Annotated in this window: 14 protein-coding genes; 3 read left to right on the forward strand and 11 right to left on the reverse strand. The window is 70.0% G+C overall.

Annotated features, from left to right (window positions below; all coding sequences use genetic code 11):
- Window positions 1-171 precede the first annotated feature (171 nt).
- On the forward strand, window positions 172-579 hold the full coding sequence (locus tag QTQ03_RS28540) for a LexA family protein (protein WP_289281124.1): 408 nt from the start codon (window positions 172-174) through the stop codon (window positions 577-579).
- A 442-nt stretch (window positions 580-1,021) separates the two neighbouring features.
- Window positions 1,022-2,419 carry a hypothetical protein gene (locus tag QTQ03_RS28545; protein ID WP_289281125.1) on the forward strand — a complete coding sequence of 466 codons (1,398 nt, stop codon included), beginning with the start codon at window positions 1,022-1,024 and terminating at the stop codon, window positions 2,417-2,419.
- Between the two features lie 262 nt (window positions 2,420-2,681).
- On the opposite strand, the gene QTQ03_RS28550 is transcribed toward QTQ03_RS28545, so the two are convergent.
- The 9 genes from QTQ03_RS28550 to tgmB all read right to left on the reverse strand — a co-directional run bounded on the left by QTQ03_RS28550 (window position 2,682) and on the right by tgmB (window position 11,556).
- The gene (locus QTQ03_RS28550) at window positions 2,682-3,824 is read right to left on the reverse strand and encodes an IS701 family transposase (RefSeq protein WP_289279559.1); all 1,143 of its coding nucleotides are present in this window, start codon (window positions 3,822-3,824) and stop codon (window positions 2,682-2,684) included.
- A 565-nt stretch (window positions 3,825-4,389) separates the two neighbouring features.
- Window positions 4,390-4,785 (reverse strand): DUF805 domain-containing protein, encoded by a 396-nt coding sequence (locus QTQ03_RS28555; RefSeq protein ID WP_289281126.1) that lies wholly within the window; start codon window positions 4,783-4,785, stop codon window positions 4,390-4,392.
- A 31-nt stretch (window positions 4,786-4,816) separates the two neighbouring features.
- Window positions 4,817-6,094 (reverse strand): site-specific integrase, encoded by a 1,278-nt coding sequence (locus tag QTQ03_RS28560; protein WP_289281127.1) that lies wholly within the window; start codon window positions 6,092-6,094, stop codon window positions 4,817-4,819.
- Window positions 6,091-7,011 (reverse strand): hypothetical protein, encoded by a 921-nt coding sequence (locus QTQ03_RS28565; protein ID WP_289281128.1) that lies wholly within the window; start codon window positions 7,009-7,011, stop codon window positions 6,091-6,093. Before QTQ03_RS28565 ends, QTQ03_RS28560 begins: the two co-directional genes overlap by 4 nt.
- A 635-nt stretch (window positions 7,012-7,646) precedes the next feature.
- Entirely contained in the window at window positions 7,647-7,856 is a 210-nt protein-coding gene (locus tag QTQ03_RS28570) for a hypothetical protein (protein ID WP_289281129.1), read from the reverse strand.
- A gap of 12 nt (window positions 7,857-7,868) precedes the next feature.
- Window positions 7,869-8,465, reverse strand: coding sequence for a hypothetical protein (locus QTQ03_RS28575; RefSeq protein ID WP_289281130.1), 597 nt, complete (start codon window positions 8,463-8,465; stop codon window positions 7,869-7,871).
- A 160-nt stretch (window positions 8,466-8,625) separates the two neighbouring features.
- Window positions 8,626-9,366, reverse strand: coding sequence for a hypothetical protein (locus tag QTQ03_RS28580; RefSeq protein WP_289281131.1), 741 nt, complete (start codon window positions 9,364-9,366; stop codon window positions 8,626-8,628).
- Complete coding sequence (locus QTQ03_RS28585; RefSeq protein WP_289281132.1) at window positions 9,320-10,582, reverse strand: methyltransferase domain-containing protein; 1,263 nt, start codon at window positions 10,580-10,582, stop codon at window positions 9,320-9,322. The genes QTQ03_RS28580 and QTQ03_RS28585 overlap by 47 nt, the downstream gene beginning before the upstream one ends.
- Window positions 10,579-11,556, reverse strand: coding sequence for an ATP-grasp ribosomal peptide maturase (gene tgmB, locus QTQ03_RS28590; RefSeq protein WP_289281133.1), 978 nt, complete (start codon window positions 11,554-11,556; stop codon window positions 10,579-10,581). Before tgmB ends, QTQ03_RS28585 begins: the two co-directional genes overlap by 4 nt.
- A gap of 538 nt (window positions 11,557-12,094) precedes the next feature.
- On the opposite strand from tgmB, the gene QTQ03_RS28595 reads away from it, so the two are divergent.
- Window positions 12,095-12,757, forward strand: a complete 663-nt coding sequence (locus tag QTQ03_RS28595; protein ID WP_289281047.1) for a GNAT family N-acetyltransferase — start codon at window positions 12,095-12,097, stop codon at window positions 12,755-12,757.
- Between the two features lie 517 nt (window positions 12,758-13,274).
- Here the strand turns inward: QTQ03_RS28595 and QTQ03_RS28600 are convergent.
- Together QTQ03_RS28600 and QTQ03_RS28605 are read right to left on the reverse strand one after the other, a co-directional pair.
- Window positions 13,275-14,228 (reverse strand): protein kinase family protein, encoded by a 954-nt coding sequence (locus QTQ03_RS28600; RefSeq protein WP_289281048.1) that lies wholly within the window; start codon window positions 14,226-14,228, stop codon window positions 13,275-13,277.
- The gene (locus QTQ03_RS28605) at window positions 14,225-14,806 is read right to left on the reverse strand and encodes an HD domain-containing protein (RefSeq protein ID WP_289281049.1); all 582 of its coding nucleotides are present in this window, start codon (window positions 14,804-14,806) and stop codon (window positions 14,225-14,227) included. The genes QTQ03_RS28600 and QTQ03_RS28605 overlap by 4 nt, the downstream gene beginning before the upstream one ends.
- Between the last annotated feature and the right edge of the window lie 11 nt (window positions 14,807-14,817).

Here is a 14,817-nt window from a genome sequence, read left to right on the forward strand (position 1 = left end):
TCGCGTCGTTCCTGTCGCGGAGACCCCGCAGTCGACGGTCCTCGATAGCTCGGGCGCGACATGCGATGTCACGAGCCCGCCGGCCCTCGCCCGCTCGGACGCGGCCGCCATCTCCCCCACTGAGCGCGCTCGCGCTGATCGCTTCAATTCCCCCGTGCACAATAACTCCCCGTGTCGCCGTTGTCGGAGCCCACCACCATAGGCGTCGGGTACGACAAATCCCGCCAGCCGGCGGGACTTCGGATAGCCGAGCGCACCGCCAGAGTGACGGTGGTGCCCATATTTCTATGTTTATTCTTTGAACTCATCGGATATGATGTGGTGATGACGAATGCGGGGGTGTCATTGGAAATGCTGACGGATCGGCAGCGTCAGGTGCTTGACGCGGTCAGCGACGAGGTGGAGCGGAACGGCTATCCGCCGACCGTGCGTCAGATCGCTGAACGAGTCGGGCTCAGGTCGCCGTCGTCGGTGACCCATCACCTGACCAGGCTCCAGGAACTGGGGCTGCTTGAGCGTGCATACGGCAAACCACGAGCCGTGGACATTTGCCCGGCGCAGCGCCAACGTCGGGTATGAGAGACGGGGTTCCTTGCACCGTGGTGACCATCTCCATCCCGTCCCCCACATCAGCCTGCGTGCGCGCATCCCTGATCGCCTCCCCCACGGGCCATTCCCGAACGCGCCACGGCCACGCCCGCCCCGACCCCCCACCGAACGAAGGCCATAACGGAGGAACCCGGAACGTCCGGACGCTGCAAAGGGTTACGGGGTGCTGGCCTACCGGTCGGACAGCCGAACAAGCCACCGGATATGACACGGGCTGGCCGGGGTGGAGTTGGTCTACCCTGTAGGTGGCCGACTACGCCGGCCGGACTCCGAGCCCTGCACCGCGCGCCCACGCCGCGCACCCGGGGCGCCGAGGACAAGGGTCACCGACTCGCGTGTCCAAGATCCTCTGCCCGCTCTTGGTCGACGCCACGGCGGGATCGCGTGGGGATCCTGCTGAAGGGGACCGACCATGACGCAGGACAAGGCCCGCAAGAAGGCCATCCGCGAGCGCGCCAGCACGACCGGGGAGAGCTACACCGCCGCCGCTCGGGCCCTCGCCCAGCCGCAGACCCACATGTTCCGGCCCAACCGGCACACCTACCTCGGCGACCCCGCCTACCGGGGGTGGAAGGGCAGTCAGCCGACGTGCACGGTCCGGGGCTGTCGGCAGGAAGCGCAGCACCCGGCGCACTGGATCGGCGGGACGGTGCCCCCGATCCAGTGGATGGGTACCGCCGCGCCGGCGATGCTGTCGACCTTCCGCGAGGGCGTCGACGGGCCGCGGGTCGTGCAGGTGCTCGACTCGGCGACGGGGGCGGTGCTGGCGTCGACGAGCGTGTCGTGGCGGCCGGCGGAGGACCTGGTCGCGGAGTACGAGGCGGCTGGGCTGCTCGCCAGGATCGGTGACCGGGTACGGGCGGGGCTGGGCCGCCCTGACCTGGTGGCGCACCGGATCGGCTACGAGGGCCGCCTGGAGTGGCAGGAGTGGCCTGACGGGAGCTGGCGCACCTCGGCCTGGCCGATGACCCGCCGGCATCTGGTCACCGCTGCGCCGTTGGGCCCGCACACCAGAGACCTGGCCGCCATCACCGTCCGGGAGTACCCCGGCGGGCAGGTGGTTGTCAACGACATCGTGGACCCGGTCGCCCCGGAGGACACGCGCGCGCTGAATACGGCGCTTGACCGCCTCGGGTACACCGTGGCGACCACTGGGTGGGTCGACCTGCCCGGCGGGATCCGATACGCGGCAGCACGGCCCGGTCACCTCGCCGAGCGGGACTGGTGGACCCTCGCCCGGGTGCGGATCGTGCGGGAGACCACCGTGGGCGCGGTCGACCCGATGGTGGACCGCACCTTCCGCGTCGGCGAGGAGCTGACGATGAACCAGCGCGGCCGGGCCGGTGACGAGGTGCTGCGGGACTGCTGGTGGTCGTCGACCGACATCGACGGCGCGCACATCATCGACGCCGACTGCTCCGAGGTCATCGAGATCCTGGAGGACATCCCCCCCGACCTGGGCCGCCGCCGAGCTGACCGCCGAGCAGATCACCCACCTCCTCGCCCCGCACCACCCCGGCGCGGCCGAGGCCGCCGCGGCGTGGATCGCCGCCGGCCTGCACGTCTCCCACACCCACGACGCCCTGGCCATCCGCACCCCCAGCCCCGAGTACCGGAAGATTGGGCAGGTGCCCCGCGACTACTGGAACGGCAACCGGTTCACCAAGCCATACGAGGTGGTGGTCGACCCGGAGCGCAGCTGGCTCAACCGCAAGCTCGACGCCCTGCCCCTGGATCCGACCTGACCTTGCTGTCATCTCAGGGCCGCCGCCGGATGAGTAAGTCGTCCTCGGTGCGAACGGAGGGGTAGCGGGCGAAGCCCCGGTAGCGTGCCGTCCGATCAATCGGCGGGAGGGGCGAGGCGCCGTGGATGGCGCATCGTTGCCGGCCCCGCGGCCTAATACTGCAACGGCGGGTCGTGACTTATGGCGGTTTGAGTCGTTTGCGGTAGTGGGCGGCTCGGGCTTGTTCCTGGCGGCGACGGCGGAAGTCGGACCAGCGCAGGATGTGGTCGGCTCGACGGCGGGTGGTCAGGACGAGGTGGGCGAACAGGCGGCGGATTTCGTTGCTGCTCAGCGGGATCTGGCTGCGCTCGTTTGCGGTGGTGCCCCCTTTGCGGCTTCGAGGGCGCGGGTGACGACGAGGAACGCGGCGGCGGCCATCGCGAGGGTGATGTGGGCGTACCAGGCGTCGTAGCGGCGGACCTGGTACTGGTCCAGGCCGACCTCGTTCTTCGCGGTCTGGAACGATTCCTCCACCGACCAACGGCTACCGGCGACCCGCACCAGGTCGCGTAGTCGGGTGCCGCGGGGGCCGAAGCAGACGTAGTAGGCGATGTCGCCGGGATCCGTGATCGAGCGTCGGGCCAGGACCCAGCCGCGGCGGCCGTGGGCAAAGGTGCGGCGGATCGGCAGCCGAGCCCAGTCGTAGCGGCGCGGCCCGTGCGCGCCGTCACCACACGACAGTCGTTGCCACGCGCCCGCACGCACCCTGCCGATCAGCTCGTCGACACCGGTGGTGGTGTGCAGCCCGGAGGGCACCCGATCGTCGCGTCGGGTGGCCATCACGTACGCGATGTCCCGATCCTCCAACCAGCCCCGCAGGCCAGGGTTCTGCCCGTAGGCCTCATCGGCCGTGAACCACGAAAACGGCACCCCCGCGGTGACCGCCCGCTCCAGCATGGCCTGCGCCTGCTGCGGCTTGGTCGCGAACCCGACGGCGTCCGGGATCGCCGAGCGCCGGCACCGGTCCCGATCACCGGTCCACGACTTCGGCAGGTACAACTCCCGATCGATCAACGCCCGACCCCGCGGCGTGGCGTAGCACAGGAACGTGCCGATCTGGCAGTTCTCGGTCTTGCCCGCCGTACCCGAATACTGCCGTTGGACCCCCGCCGACGCACGGCCCTTCTTGACGAACCCCGTCTCGTCAGCGATGAGCACCCCGGCCGCATCGCCGATCTGGTCCACCACGTAATCGCGCACGTCATCGCGGACCGCGTCCCGGTCCCACGCCGCGCTGCACAGCATGCCCTGCAACCCGTCCGGCGACACATGCCCAGCCTGCTCCGCGAGGGTCCAGCCGTTACGCCGCTCCAACGGTGCCAGTAGCCCCCGCACATACGCCCATGCCCGCCGCCGCGGCTCCACCCGCTCAAACCGATGCGCGAACCGGAAGAACAACTCCTCCAACCCGGCATCCCACGACCCGACCACCCGCGCATCCACCACAACCAACCAACGAATGATCAGCACCCGAAGCTACGACCCGCCGTTGCAGTACTAAGTGGTCACAGGCAAGGGTTAGAGGAAAGTCGGAGCCCTGGCCCCAAATGGGGCCAGGGAAAGAACGTCCGAAAATCGGTGCAGGTTGCACGACCCGCATCGCCGCAACAGAGCACAGTGCCAGAACACACCGGAAAATCAGCGGCGAGAGCGCCACCGTAGCGTAGAGGGCGTTGATGGTCAGCAGGGACAGCGATCCTGATGGCAGGAAAACCAGCGATAGCGGTGATGCCGGCGGCATCAGTCGAGTTGCGCCGTGAGCCCATACACCGCCTGTTGTGCGCTGCGGTCGTAGGTGTGGCGGAGGTATCGGCCGCCGGTGCCGGTGGGGTGGCCGAGGACCTGGTCGACGACCGGGCGGGGCGCGCCGGCAGTCTCGGCCGGTAGCCGGTCGTGAGCCGGTCCCCCGCCGGTAGGCAATAGACCAGATCAGCACGCTTGGTCTACTGCCTACGTCAGGTGCGTGGCGTATTCCGGTCGGCCCCCGCTGAGATCGTCAGGTGGCCGCGCCGGGTGCGACGTGGTCCTGCGGGTCGGGACCGAAGCGGTTTGGACCGGTGGTGCCGTCCTGCACGAAGAACACCAGCAGGACAATCGCACCGATAAGCGGGACCAGCCCGATCAGAACCAACCAGCCGGAACGGTCGGTGTCGTGCAGGCGTCGCACGGCGACCGCCAGCGACGGCAGCCAGAGCGCCAGGGTGGCGATCAGGTTGAAGAGGCCAGTGGACGCGCCCAGTTCGTCGGTGCCCAGCGCGATATCGAGGATCAAGGTCACGATGCCGACGAGGACCGAGAAGAGGAAGAACCACCAGTACTCGGCGCGGCGGGCCCGCCCGCTGAACCCGATGTACTGGGAAAGAACCGAACGGACAGCAGCGGTAAAGGACATAACGACTCCAGCGCCTCACTGTGAAGTGGTCTCAATTCGCTGGTGGATCATGGCACGGCGGCGCAACCTCGGCGGTATCGGCCGGGTGTAGCTGTGCGGCGAGCCCATACACCGCCTGTTGTGCGCTGCCGTCGAAGGTGTGGCGGACGTATCGGCCGCCGGTGCCGGTGGAGTGGCCGAGGACCCGGTCGACGACCGGGCGGGGCACGCCGGCGGCCTCGGCGGTGGTGGCGAACCCGGCGCGCAGGCTGTGGCCGGCGAGCTGGTCGACGATCTCGGGTCTCTGGCCGGAGGCGGTGGCGGTGGTTTTCACGACGCGGGCGACGTGCCGGTCGGTGAGCGCGGTGGCGCGGAACCGGGCGCCGGCGGTGATCCCTGACAGCAGCGGCACGGCACCGGTGCGGGCCCGGCCGGGGCGGTGCAGGTGCGGGCGGCGGCCGGTGGCGTCGAGCCAGGCGAGGGTGGCGCGGACCGGGCACAGCCAGGCCACCTGCGGTGGCGCCTCGGGCAGGTCGACGCGCCGCCCGCCACCGGTCTGGTCGGCTTTCGATCGGGCGACGAGCAGCCGTAGGCCCTCGGGGCGTAGCTCCAGGTGGTCGACGGGCAGCCCGGCCAACTCCTCGCGGCGCAGCGCGGCGGCGAACCCGACGGTGAGCAGGCAGCGGTCGCGGATCGCGGCGAGGTGCGCCCGGCGCTGCGGCAGGTGCGTGGTCGGGTCGGGTGTGTCGGTGGGCAGGGTGGCGAGCATCGCGGCGAGCATGGGCAGTCCGATGGCGTCGACGCCTTCGGCCGGCCGCCCGCGTACCCGCCGTACGCCGTCGCGGATGCGTCGTAGTCGCGGGTCGTCGGTGGGTGGCAGCAGCCCGGCGTCGAGGTGCCGGTCGCGGATCGCGGCCAGCCGGCCGTCCATGGTGGAGGTGGCGAGGTGGTCGCGGCCCATCTGCGCGAGGTAGAGCGCAACCACCTCCACCGCGGCCGGCGGCCCGGCCTGGAAGCCGAACTCCGCGCACCAGTCGGCGAACGCCTTCCAGCCGGTGTCGTACTTGCGTCGTGTCGCGGTGGCACGGGACGCCTGCGCGTAGGTGGCGACGTCGGCGGCGAGGTCACGCAGCCGGGCCAGGTCCGCTCCGGGCCGGGGCCGGTGCGCGGCCAGCCACCGGTCGACGTCGAGGCGAGCCGGACCGGTCGCCGGCACGCCGGTGTCGGCCGTGGGTGGGGCGAGCACGTCGCCGTGCAGCACCGGCGGCTGCCCTGCCGGCGGGGTGCGGGGCGCCGGTGCTCCGGTGGCCGCGGTGGTGGGGCCGGTCATACCGGCGTGGGCGTAGGCGTGGCCGGGTCGGCGACGGCCGGGACCAGGTCGCGGTGGTCCACCACCGTGACCGGTACCGCGTCGGGTACCTCACGGCGGGGGCGGCCGAGTAGCGCCGGAACGCCGTGGTGGGCGGCGAGCGCCAGCACCGACCGTTCGGCGAGGGACAGCCCGGGGTTGGCCTGGTCCAGGTCGTACTCCAGCGCGCGCACCGGCCCCCATTCCGTGTGTTCGAGGGCCGCGATCCGCACGCCGAGCGCCGTGAGTGTGTCCATCATCTGTTCGTAGGGGTCACACCAGGCGGACTCGGTGCAACCCGCCACGTCCGAGGTCGTGGTGAGCCCGGCGGCGAGCAGGAGCCGGAACAGGTCGTGCTGGACCGCCTCGGTGATGACGAGCCGGGGCAGCAGCGGGGCCAGGGCCGAGCGGCCCGCCGCCGCGCCGCCGTCGAGGACCGCGACGATCGGCGCGGCGTCGCAGATGATCGGCCCGTCGTCGGGCAGGTGCGCCGGGATGCCGGCCGCCGGTGCGGGCGTGGTCCGCCGGAGTGGGGCGAGTGTGGGCAGCAGCGGCCGGGCGACGGTGCGGGTGTCGGTGGGGATCGTGCCGAGGGTGGCGCGTACCCGGGCGAGGGCGGCGCTGGGCGTGGCCACCACCAGTTCCCCCGGGTGGTCTCCGCGCAGCACCACGACCGGTCCCGGGGTGATGCCGGCGGCATCAGCCAGGGGCGCGGGCAGCGTGACCCGGCGCCGACCATCCATGGTGGATGGCCGGGCGATGGTGCCGATACCGGTCTCCAGGATCATTGACGCGTACCTCTCTGAGTACCGTGCCGGGCGGGGCGGCCCGTCCGGGTCGACCGCCGCGGTCATCGTCGGCTGGCCGCCCGACCGGTCCATGGTGGTCAGCAGTCGCATCCGGGGGTACGGTGAGCGATGGGGGACTTTGGCGAGGATAGCCCACACCAACCAGGACGTGGGTAACCATGACACCGTGCCCCCATACCCACAGCTTTCCCACGTCACTGATCTCCCCCCACACCAGGGCCAGCCACCCAGTGCTACTGGACAGCCCCCGCTCTGGCAGTCTGCCCGCGCTTTGTGGACAGGGGATCGTCGACAGGCAGGGGTAGGTGTCACGATCGCCCCCGGCCCAGACCACTCCCCCGCTCCCCGGAGCCGCCCGCGTGAACCCTGTGTCGGGGCGGGATCCACAGGTGCGGGCGAGGCCCTACCGGCGATTAAGGTCCGGGAATGTTCCCTTCCCGGACCTAACTCCGCCGCCGGCCGGGGCCCTGTGAACGGCCTTCCTGTCTGGCAGACGACACTGGTGTCGGCTGCCAAACGAAGCAAGGCACTGCCAATGGATCTGAGGCATCAGGCTCCCCGCCGGGCGGGTCCGAGCCTGTGACCAGCGGCAGCTCGACGCGAAGCGCGGCGGTTTGCCTCAACTTGACTGGCAGAACACGCACCCGGTGCCTGCCAGTCAAGTTGAGGCACCGCAGGTCAGCGCATTTGGCGTGCCTCAGGTCAACTGGCAGACGACAACTGGCTCAGTGCACCTGATGCGGCGCAGTGAAGTTGATGTTGCCGCCGCATGCGGTGGAGGCGGGTAGTCGTTCGTAGTCGCGGCGGTGCGGCGGCAGCGGTTGATCCAGGAGGATGGTGCGCTCGGCGCACCAGCGGCGGTGCAGTACGACGAATGTGTTGGCGATCTTGTCGGGGACCTTGACGCGCGTCGCTTGCGGCGCGGTGTCGGCCATCCTGTACGGGCGCTACTGACCGCCGGCCATCAGCTCCAGGCTCCTCTGTGCGTAAGCGGTGAGGACGGCCTCCGCCGCGGATTCCTCGGGCACGGACGAAGCATGGATCATGATCGTGACGGACACCATAGCCGGGCCCTTCACCACTGTGAGTTGGTCTTGGCGAGAGGTGATCTCTCCCCCGAGCAGCTCGTTCGGACGACTGATCGGCTTGCCGAACAGGATCCAACCCCGGTCTCCCACGTTATCCAGCAGTCTTGCCGATTTTGGAAGCCCGATGTCCAGAGGCTCCGAGCGGTCGACCCGCGTGTGGACTGTGACCAGGATCACTGTCTGCTGGTCTGTGGTCACGGTGCCGGCGTGGCATCTGCGGTGGTCCTTACCGGCGGGCAGCGGCTCGAAGGCCTTGAATTTCGGAGGTACCCCGGCCAGCCGGATGGACCAGTTGTGGTCCAGTTGCTCGCAGAGGTCGTCTAGGAGGCGGTAGGCGGCCGCCGGAGTGACCGGTGCCGTCGGCGTAGCAGGTGGCGAGGACGAGACGTTCGCACACGCGGACAGAGTCAGCGCAAGGAGCGCAACAGCGACCCGGCGAGTGACAGTCGTGATCACAGGCGCGAGGATCCCACATCTGACCCGGCAGCATTGTCCCTCGCATCGCTCCACACGCGCGACGCGTCCCGGAAGCGTTGCGCGGTGGAGTGCGGCATCAACCGGCTGACCCGAAACCGCGCGGTGGCCACCCCGGTACGACAACTTCGTCGCGATCAAGCTAGGCCACGACGCCGGTGCGGCACAGGAGTGCGAGCTGGTGGAGGGTGAGTTCCTGTGTGTGGGCGGCTGCTTGGCTGCTGGTCCATTTGAGAACGGTGTCGGCTGGCAGCTCGTTCGGTGTGCCCGGGGCGGCGTCGTACCCGTCGGACGCCACAATCTTCTCGATCATCCGGGCGAGTTCGGTGGGTCCGCTGCCGTGATATCCGGTGCCGTATCCGGCGGCCTGCTTTTCGGGCAGGATGTGCAGGGTGCCTCGGTCGGTGCGGGCCCAGACCATGTGGGCTTCGCGGTCGATGATGAGCGTGGTCAGGCGTTCGCCGTCGGGCAGCGCAAGTGGGGCGTAGGTGTGGTACTTCCAGTGCTCGTGCTTGCCGGTGACAGTTCGGTAGTGGTGTACGGCGACGGGCAGCCAGGTGATCGGGTCGCGGAACGTCTGCCAGCACACGCATCCGTCGCCGGCGATCGCAGACGGTGAATCGGGGTCGTCGTAGACGCAGGGATGCCACAGTTTGGGCGCGTCGTCTGGGGTGACGAGGGAGACGTGCAGGGCGTCGGGGGCGCATAGGGTGAGCCTGTCGCGCCATTCGGCCGCGTAGCGGCTGGCGGAGGCGTCGAGCTGCTGGGCGGCGTTGATGGCGCTGCCGGTGTGTCCCGGTGGCTCGATGTAGAGCATGAAGTGCCAGTAGCCCCGCTCAGGGCTGTAGGTGAGATGCAGGTCCTGGTGGTGTTGGTAGGTCATCTGGGTGGTCTCCTGTCCTGACCTGGCGGCGATTAGGTGATGCCGCCGGCATCACGTGCGCTGGCGCCGGCTGGTCCGGTGGCCGGGTGGTGACGATGGTCGTGCTGGTGTGGTCGTGGTCGAGCCAGATGTGGTGACGGCCGTCGTCGTGGGCGGTGATGCCGTACCGGTCGATGCTGGGGCGGTGCCAGCGGTGCCAGCGGTGCCAGGTGTCGTTGACGGTGGGCCACAGCGGTCGGGGGCCGCCGTAGGTGACGGTGGCGGTGTCCCGGCCGGGCCGGTACTGGATCCAGGAGCAGTCCTCGGCGTGGAGGAACACGCCGTCGCCGCCGTCTGGTAGGTGGCCACTGATGGGGCCGAGGTTGGGCAGGGCGGTCTGGAGCAGGAACCGGAAGCTGCGGTCGGTGAACGCGTCGACGGGGATGTCGGTGGTGGCGTGTTCCGGGTCGGTGAAGTCGAACACGGTGGTCGGGTCGGTGCCGTTGCGGAGGGGGTGCTCGGCGCGGGCGCGCAGCCACATGAAGTGCCCGGGTGTGTCGTGGAACCGGCCGCGTACCTGGTGGGGGCCGGTTTTGTCGGCGATGATCAGCGCGGAGGCCAGTTCGCCGCGGATGTCGGCCACGATCCTGCCGCGGTCGGTGAGTTGGGTGATCCACGTCGGGGGGATGGCGGTGACCGCCGCGGTGGCGATGATCCTGTCGAACGGGGCGTGGGCGGGCACGCCGCCTGCGCCGTCTCCTGCTGTTAGGTGCGGGTGGTAGCCGAGGCTGGCCAGCCGTGTGCGTGCGGTCTCGACGAGCAGGGGGTCGATGTCGATGCTGGCTACCTGCCGGTCGCCGAGGCGGTGGCATAGCAGGGCGGTGTTGTAGCCGGTGCCGGTGCCGATCTCCAGGACCGTCGTGTTGTCGGTGACGTCGAGCATGTCCAGCATCCGCGCCATCAGGCTCGGCCGAGTCGACGAGCTGGTGGGGACCGTGAAGCCGCCCCCGGGGTGCGGGGCGACCTGCGTGACCAGCGACTCGTCGGCGTAGACCGCGGCGAGCCCGGCCGGGGTGTCCGCGTCGACGCGGCTGTTGCTGTCGTCTTCGAGGTAGAAGTGGGGGACGAAGATGTGTCGGGGAGTCTGGGTGAACGCCGCTCGCCAGCCAGGGGTCAGGGCCCCGGCGCGGGTCAGGGCCGCGGCCAGTTCGTCCGCGTGCCGCTGCCACGTGCTCATCCCCGTGTTCCTTGCAGCAGCAGCTCCGCGATGGCGTCAGCGATGGGGGCGCCGGTCTCGTGTTCCAGCCACAACCAGTGGCCGACCGGGTTGCACTCCAGGAAGATCCACTGCTCGGATGGGGTGACGGCGAAGTCGAACGCGCCGTAGGCCAGGCCCATCTGGGTCAGGAATCGGTCGATGCCCGACGCCACCGCCTCGGGCACGGAGACCCGGCCGTAGGTGAGCGAGTCGTAGTCGGCGCGCCAGTCCACCCGGCCGGCCGGCGAGGACGAGCGGATCGACACGGCGAGCAGCGTCTTCCCGGCCGCCGTGACCCGGACCTCGTAGGCCTTGTTGATGTACTCCTGCACCAGGTGCGCGGTCATCGCGAACGCGTCCGGGTCGACCGACGCGGGGTCGATGATCGTGGTGTAGGTCTTGGTCGGCTCCTCGCCGTTCTCGGCGAACACCAGTGAGGACAACGGTTTACACACCACCGGGCCCCCGATCTGGCGGGCGAAGTCGACTACATCGGTGTGCACGTTGCTCACCAGCGTGCGCGGCACCGCGAGCCCGCACCGCGCGGCCACCGACAGCTGCAACGGCTTGTACTCGGCGGCGGCACTGCGGACCGGATCGTTGACCCACCGCGCATCCAGGCTCGCCAGGAGACCGCCCCAGCCGTGGCGGGCCTCGACAGCCGCCCACACCTCATCGGCCGGTGACATCCCCGACGGCAGCCGGAAACTGGTCGGACGCCAGTAGAACACCGATCGAACCCGCTCCAGGTCCAGCACGCCCCAGGCGCCGGTCACCGACCCGGCCCAGCCGCCCGCCGCCGCGGTTGTCGCCGACAACCCCAACCCGAGTGGGAAGTCACCCGTGTCGAACCGGGCGATGGTGGCCCCGGCCCGCGCCAACGCGCAGACCACCGCCTCCGCTGTCGGATCCCCCGCGCTGGTCAAGACCAGGACCGTGTCCCTGGACGTCACGTCCCGACGGCCCACCCGCTAGCTGTCCGAGCCCGTGTCGGCCTGACTGTCACGGCGCACCGTGCCGTCAGACGACGTCTCCGTCGCCATGTTCGTGCGCGGAGAGGTGGCGGTGGTGTGGTGCTTACCCTGCACCGGCATCGGCACCGCCAGACTCGCCCCATACGGGCGACGCCGACCCGGCGCATGCGCCATCGGATAGCTCACCCCGCCAGGCTCCCCCATCGGCAGCAGCGCCGCGGGCGAGAACAACGGGGCAACCACCCTGGGCAACGATCGCGTCATACCGCACAGTCCCTTCCCGCATCAGATCGCAGGCGTACCCGGCCTGCACCATGTGGCGCCGATGGGTGCGCTGCCTCAGCACCGTAGGACGAAACGGGTAACCGCGCCACCACCCCGCCCGGCCACCCACGACCGGCTCGCGCGGCGAGGGGCGCCGGTACCCCGATTGAGGTTGTGGATGATGAGTCCATCGGCCGGGTAGCGTCCTCGGCTGCACAACTTCCAGGCAGCCGAGGACGAACGGTAGGCGACAGTGGAGCACGATGACGGGTGGCGTTTCCACACCGGCATTCCCCGCGCCGACCAAGCGCGGCTACTGCACTTCATGATCCGTCGATGGCGCTGGGGAACCCTGCGGCACGGATGGCGCGGCCCCTTGGGCATCGCCGCCGTGGTCGGTGCTGCCGGCGCCGGCATCGCCGGGATCATCGCCACGATGCTGATGCCATGGGCCCCGGAACTGCTGGTGCTGCCGCTGGCCGTGATACCAGCCGTGATCATCGCAGTCGCGACGGGACAGGTGGCGATCCGACGAGTCTGGCAGCGACGGCTCCAACACCCCGAACGTGGGTGGGTGCCGCACTGGTGCGAAGGCCCCCACGGTGAACTCGCCATCCGGTGGACCCAGCCGCTGTCGGCCGATCACCGCCCGGAACGCTGGTACGGCATGGACCTCTACGGCAGCGGCGGAGCCGGTCGACGCCTCCTGCACTGGCTGCAACGGCGCGCTGACGCCCGCGGCGCTGTCCTCGTCATCCGGACCACCCGGCCACCGCTGGTCACCTACTACCAGAGCTGCGGCTTCATGATCAGCAAGGAAACACCGGTACGCCTGGGCCGATGGACGCAGATCGGCGCCACCGTGCTGTACTACCCCGCCACCAGCACGTGGCGCCCCGGACGCAAGGCCAGGTAACCACCGCGCTACACCTCCTTGACCACACCCCCACCCGACAACCGCAGTAGCTCGATGCCGCCGGCATCACCGGTACGGCCACGCCGGCAACGATCGCGCCCGATGGGCAAATCGGCTGATGGATGAGCCCCCGAAGCTCGCGCCGAGCTGGCCCGCCCGCCACGGGGGGTGCACGCGTACCGCACCAAGCGCGAGAGTCGCGGCGGGCGTCCCGACGAATTTGTCGTCGCCGGGTAGGCACCCCGGTGCCTCAGGTATCTGGTGCCTGATGCCGGCGGCATCACCCGGACCGGCCTATCACCCCAACCACCACGGTGATGCCGGCGGCATCACTCTCCTCGACATCACCTCTGCCACCAGACGATCTGCATGCAATCCCTCAACGTCGGCCACCGTATACACGATCCCCTGTCCGCACTTCGAGTCCAACCGCTGCGCCTTGCCCGACACTGGAGTAGGGAGTACGCCCGGAAAACCGGCAGTGAAAGCCACCGAGCTGGCCGAATACCGCCGGGTATCAAGGCCACCAAGTCCGGTGGCAACGGCGACAGCTACGTAGCAGCCCGGCCGCGCTGGTGACCTGTCGGCGGATGATCTGTTCCACGCGAACGTCGTCGGCGTCATCGGCGGCGGATGCGGCCTGGCGTAGGAACCAGGCGGCGCTCCAGAGGCGATGCCAGCCCAGTGCCCACACGTCGGCGGGTTGGCCGCCGCGAGGGTCGAGCACGCGTGGGTCGCCGCCTGCGTGGATGTACGCGTGAAGTTGGGTGTCGATGCGGGCGGTGTCGGGTGGCTGCCGGGTGCCTTGCCAGGTCGCGAGGTCGAAGATGCCTGGTCCGACATAGGCCATGGCGAAGTCGATCATGTGTACGCCGTGGCGCCCGATGTGTAGCGCGGTCGGGTGGAACTCGCCGTGCACGACGCCGAACGGCGGGGTTTCGGCACCGGAAACCAGGCGCCGGGCATCCCGGGCGAGCAGGTCAAGGGGCCGCAGGAGGTCCGCAGCGCCGGGGAGCCGGCCATCGGCCCGTAACCCGGTCAGCAGCGCGATCGCGCTGGACGGGATGTCTGCGAGCTGGGCTTCGCCCCACACGTGCAGGCCACCAGGCTCGATCGTGGCCTGGTGCAAGGCCGCAGCAGCCGCCGCACCGTCGATGTCATCGGGCTCGCGTACGGGATCCCCGAGATCATCCATGACCATGACCAGCCTGTTGTCGTGGATTGTGGCGGCGAGGACGGCGGGCACGGGTACCCCGGCGTCGGCGGCGGCCCGCAGTACCCGGGCCTCTCCGGTGAACGGCGCCATGGCGTATTTGACGATCACGGTGTGGCCGTCGGCCAGGGTGAGCCGTTGCACTCCGGACAGTTCCCACACCCGGATGGCCTCACGCCTGGTTGGGGCGGCGAGGCCCGCGCGCTGGCACAGCTCCTCGCAGACCGCGTTGAGCTGGGGCACATCGAGTGGGCTCATGATCTGGAGACCGCCGCTGTGGCCTCGGCGAGGTCGACCAAAACGGTGTCGAGAGCCGCGCTGAGGCTTGCGGGTACGGCGTCGACGCTCGTGCGCTGGAAGGTGCGGAAGAAGGCGAGCAGGTCAAGCAGCGGACGGCGGCGGGCGAAGAACGCAGTGACGTCGCCGGACAGGCCCGCCCGGCGCAGCAGCGACCGCAGGGCGACGACCTTGTCCGCCGTTGACAGCAGCATGAGGTGGCCGTCGGCGGGGTCGGGGATGACCGGCTCCTGGCGGTCGATGGCATCGTGCTCGGACTGCATGCCCCGGATCAGCCGGCGGACCTCCGCGCCGAACCGATCGTCGAGGAACCCGTCGAGGTCCAGGGTGGCGGGCGCGAACTCGGGCGCGTCGTGCAGCAGCGCGGCGGCCACGACGTCGGCGTCCACGTCAGGCTGGTGTTCGCCGACGGTGACGGCGACGCGGGCGGCGTGGGTGAGCGCGGGCCGGTCGTCGATCGTGCGCCCCGCGCACCATTGCTTAGCCACCGCCAGGGCGTCCTCGACGACCGGCGCCCGGGGCGGCGCGAAAATCGTCATCGCCAATACCT

It is taken from the genome of Micromonospora sp. WMMA1363, from assembly GCF_030345795.1.
Classification (GTDB): domain Bacteria; phylum Actinomycetota; class Actinomycetes; order Mycobacteriales; family Micromonosporaceae; genus Micromonospora.

What these genes read in the sequence shown, in the direction of transcription:
- QTQ03_RS28570 (WP_289281129.1), bottom strand. Translation starts at nt 7,856, where the DNA reads ATGGCCGACACCGCGCCGCAAGCGACGCGCGTCAAGGTCCCCGACAAG.
- QTQ03_RS28545 (WP_289281125.1), top strand. Translation starts at nt 1,022, where the DNA reads ATGACGCAGGACAAGGCCCGCAAGAAGGCCATCCGCGAGCGCGCCAGC.
- QTQ03_RS28580 (WP_289281131.1), bottom strand. Translation starts at nt 9,366, where the DNA reads ATGACCTACCAACACCACCAGGACCTGCATCTCACCTACAGCCCTGAG.
- QTQ03_RS28600 (WP_289281048.1), bottom strand. Translation starts at nt 14,228, where the DNA reads ATGAGCCCACTCGATGTGCCCCAGCTCAACGCGGTCTGCGAGGAGCTG.
- QTQ03_RS28605 (WP_289281049.1), bottom strand. Translation starts at nt 14,806, where the DNA reads ATGACGATTTTCGCGCCGCCCCGGGCGCCGGTCGTCGAGGACGCCCTG.
- QTQ03_RS28565 (WP_289281128.1), bottom strand. Translation starts at nt 7,011, where the DNA reads ATGCGACTGCTGACCACCATGGACCGGTCGGGCGGCCAGCCGACGATG.
- QTQ03_RS28555 (WP_289281126.1), bottom strand. Translation starts at nt 4,785, where the DNA reads ATGTCCTTTACCGCTGCTGTCCGTTCGGTTCTTTCCCAGTACATCGGG.
- QTQ03_RS28560 (WP_289281127.1), bottom strand. Translation starts at nt 6,094, where the DNA reads ATGACCGGCCCCACCACCGCGGCCACCGGAGCACCGGCGCCCCGCACC.
- QTQ03_RS28585 (WP_289281132.1), bottom strand. Translation starts at nt 10,582, where the DNA reads ATGAGCACGTGGCAGCGGCACGCGGACGAACTGGCCGCGGCCCTGACC.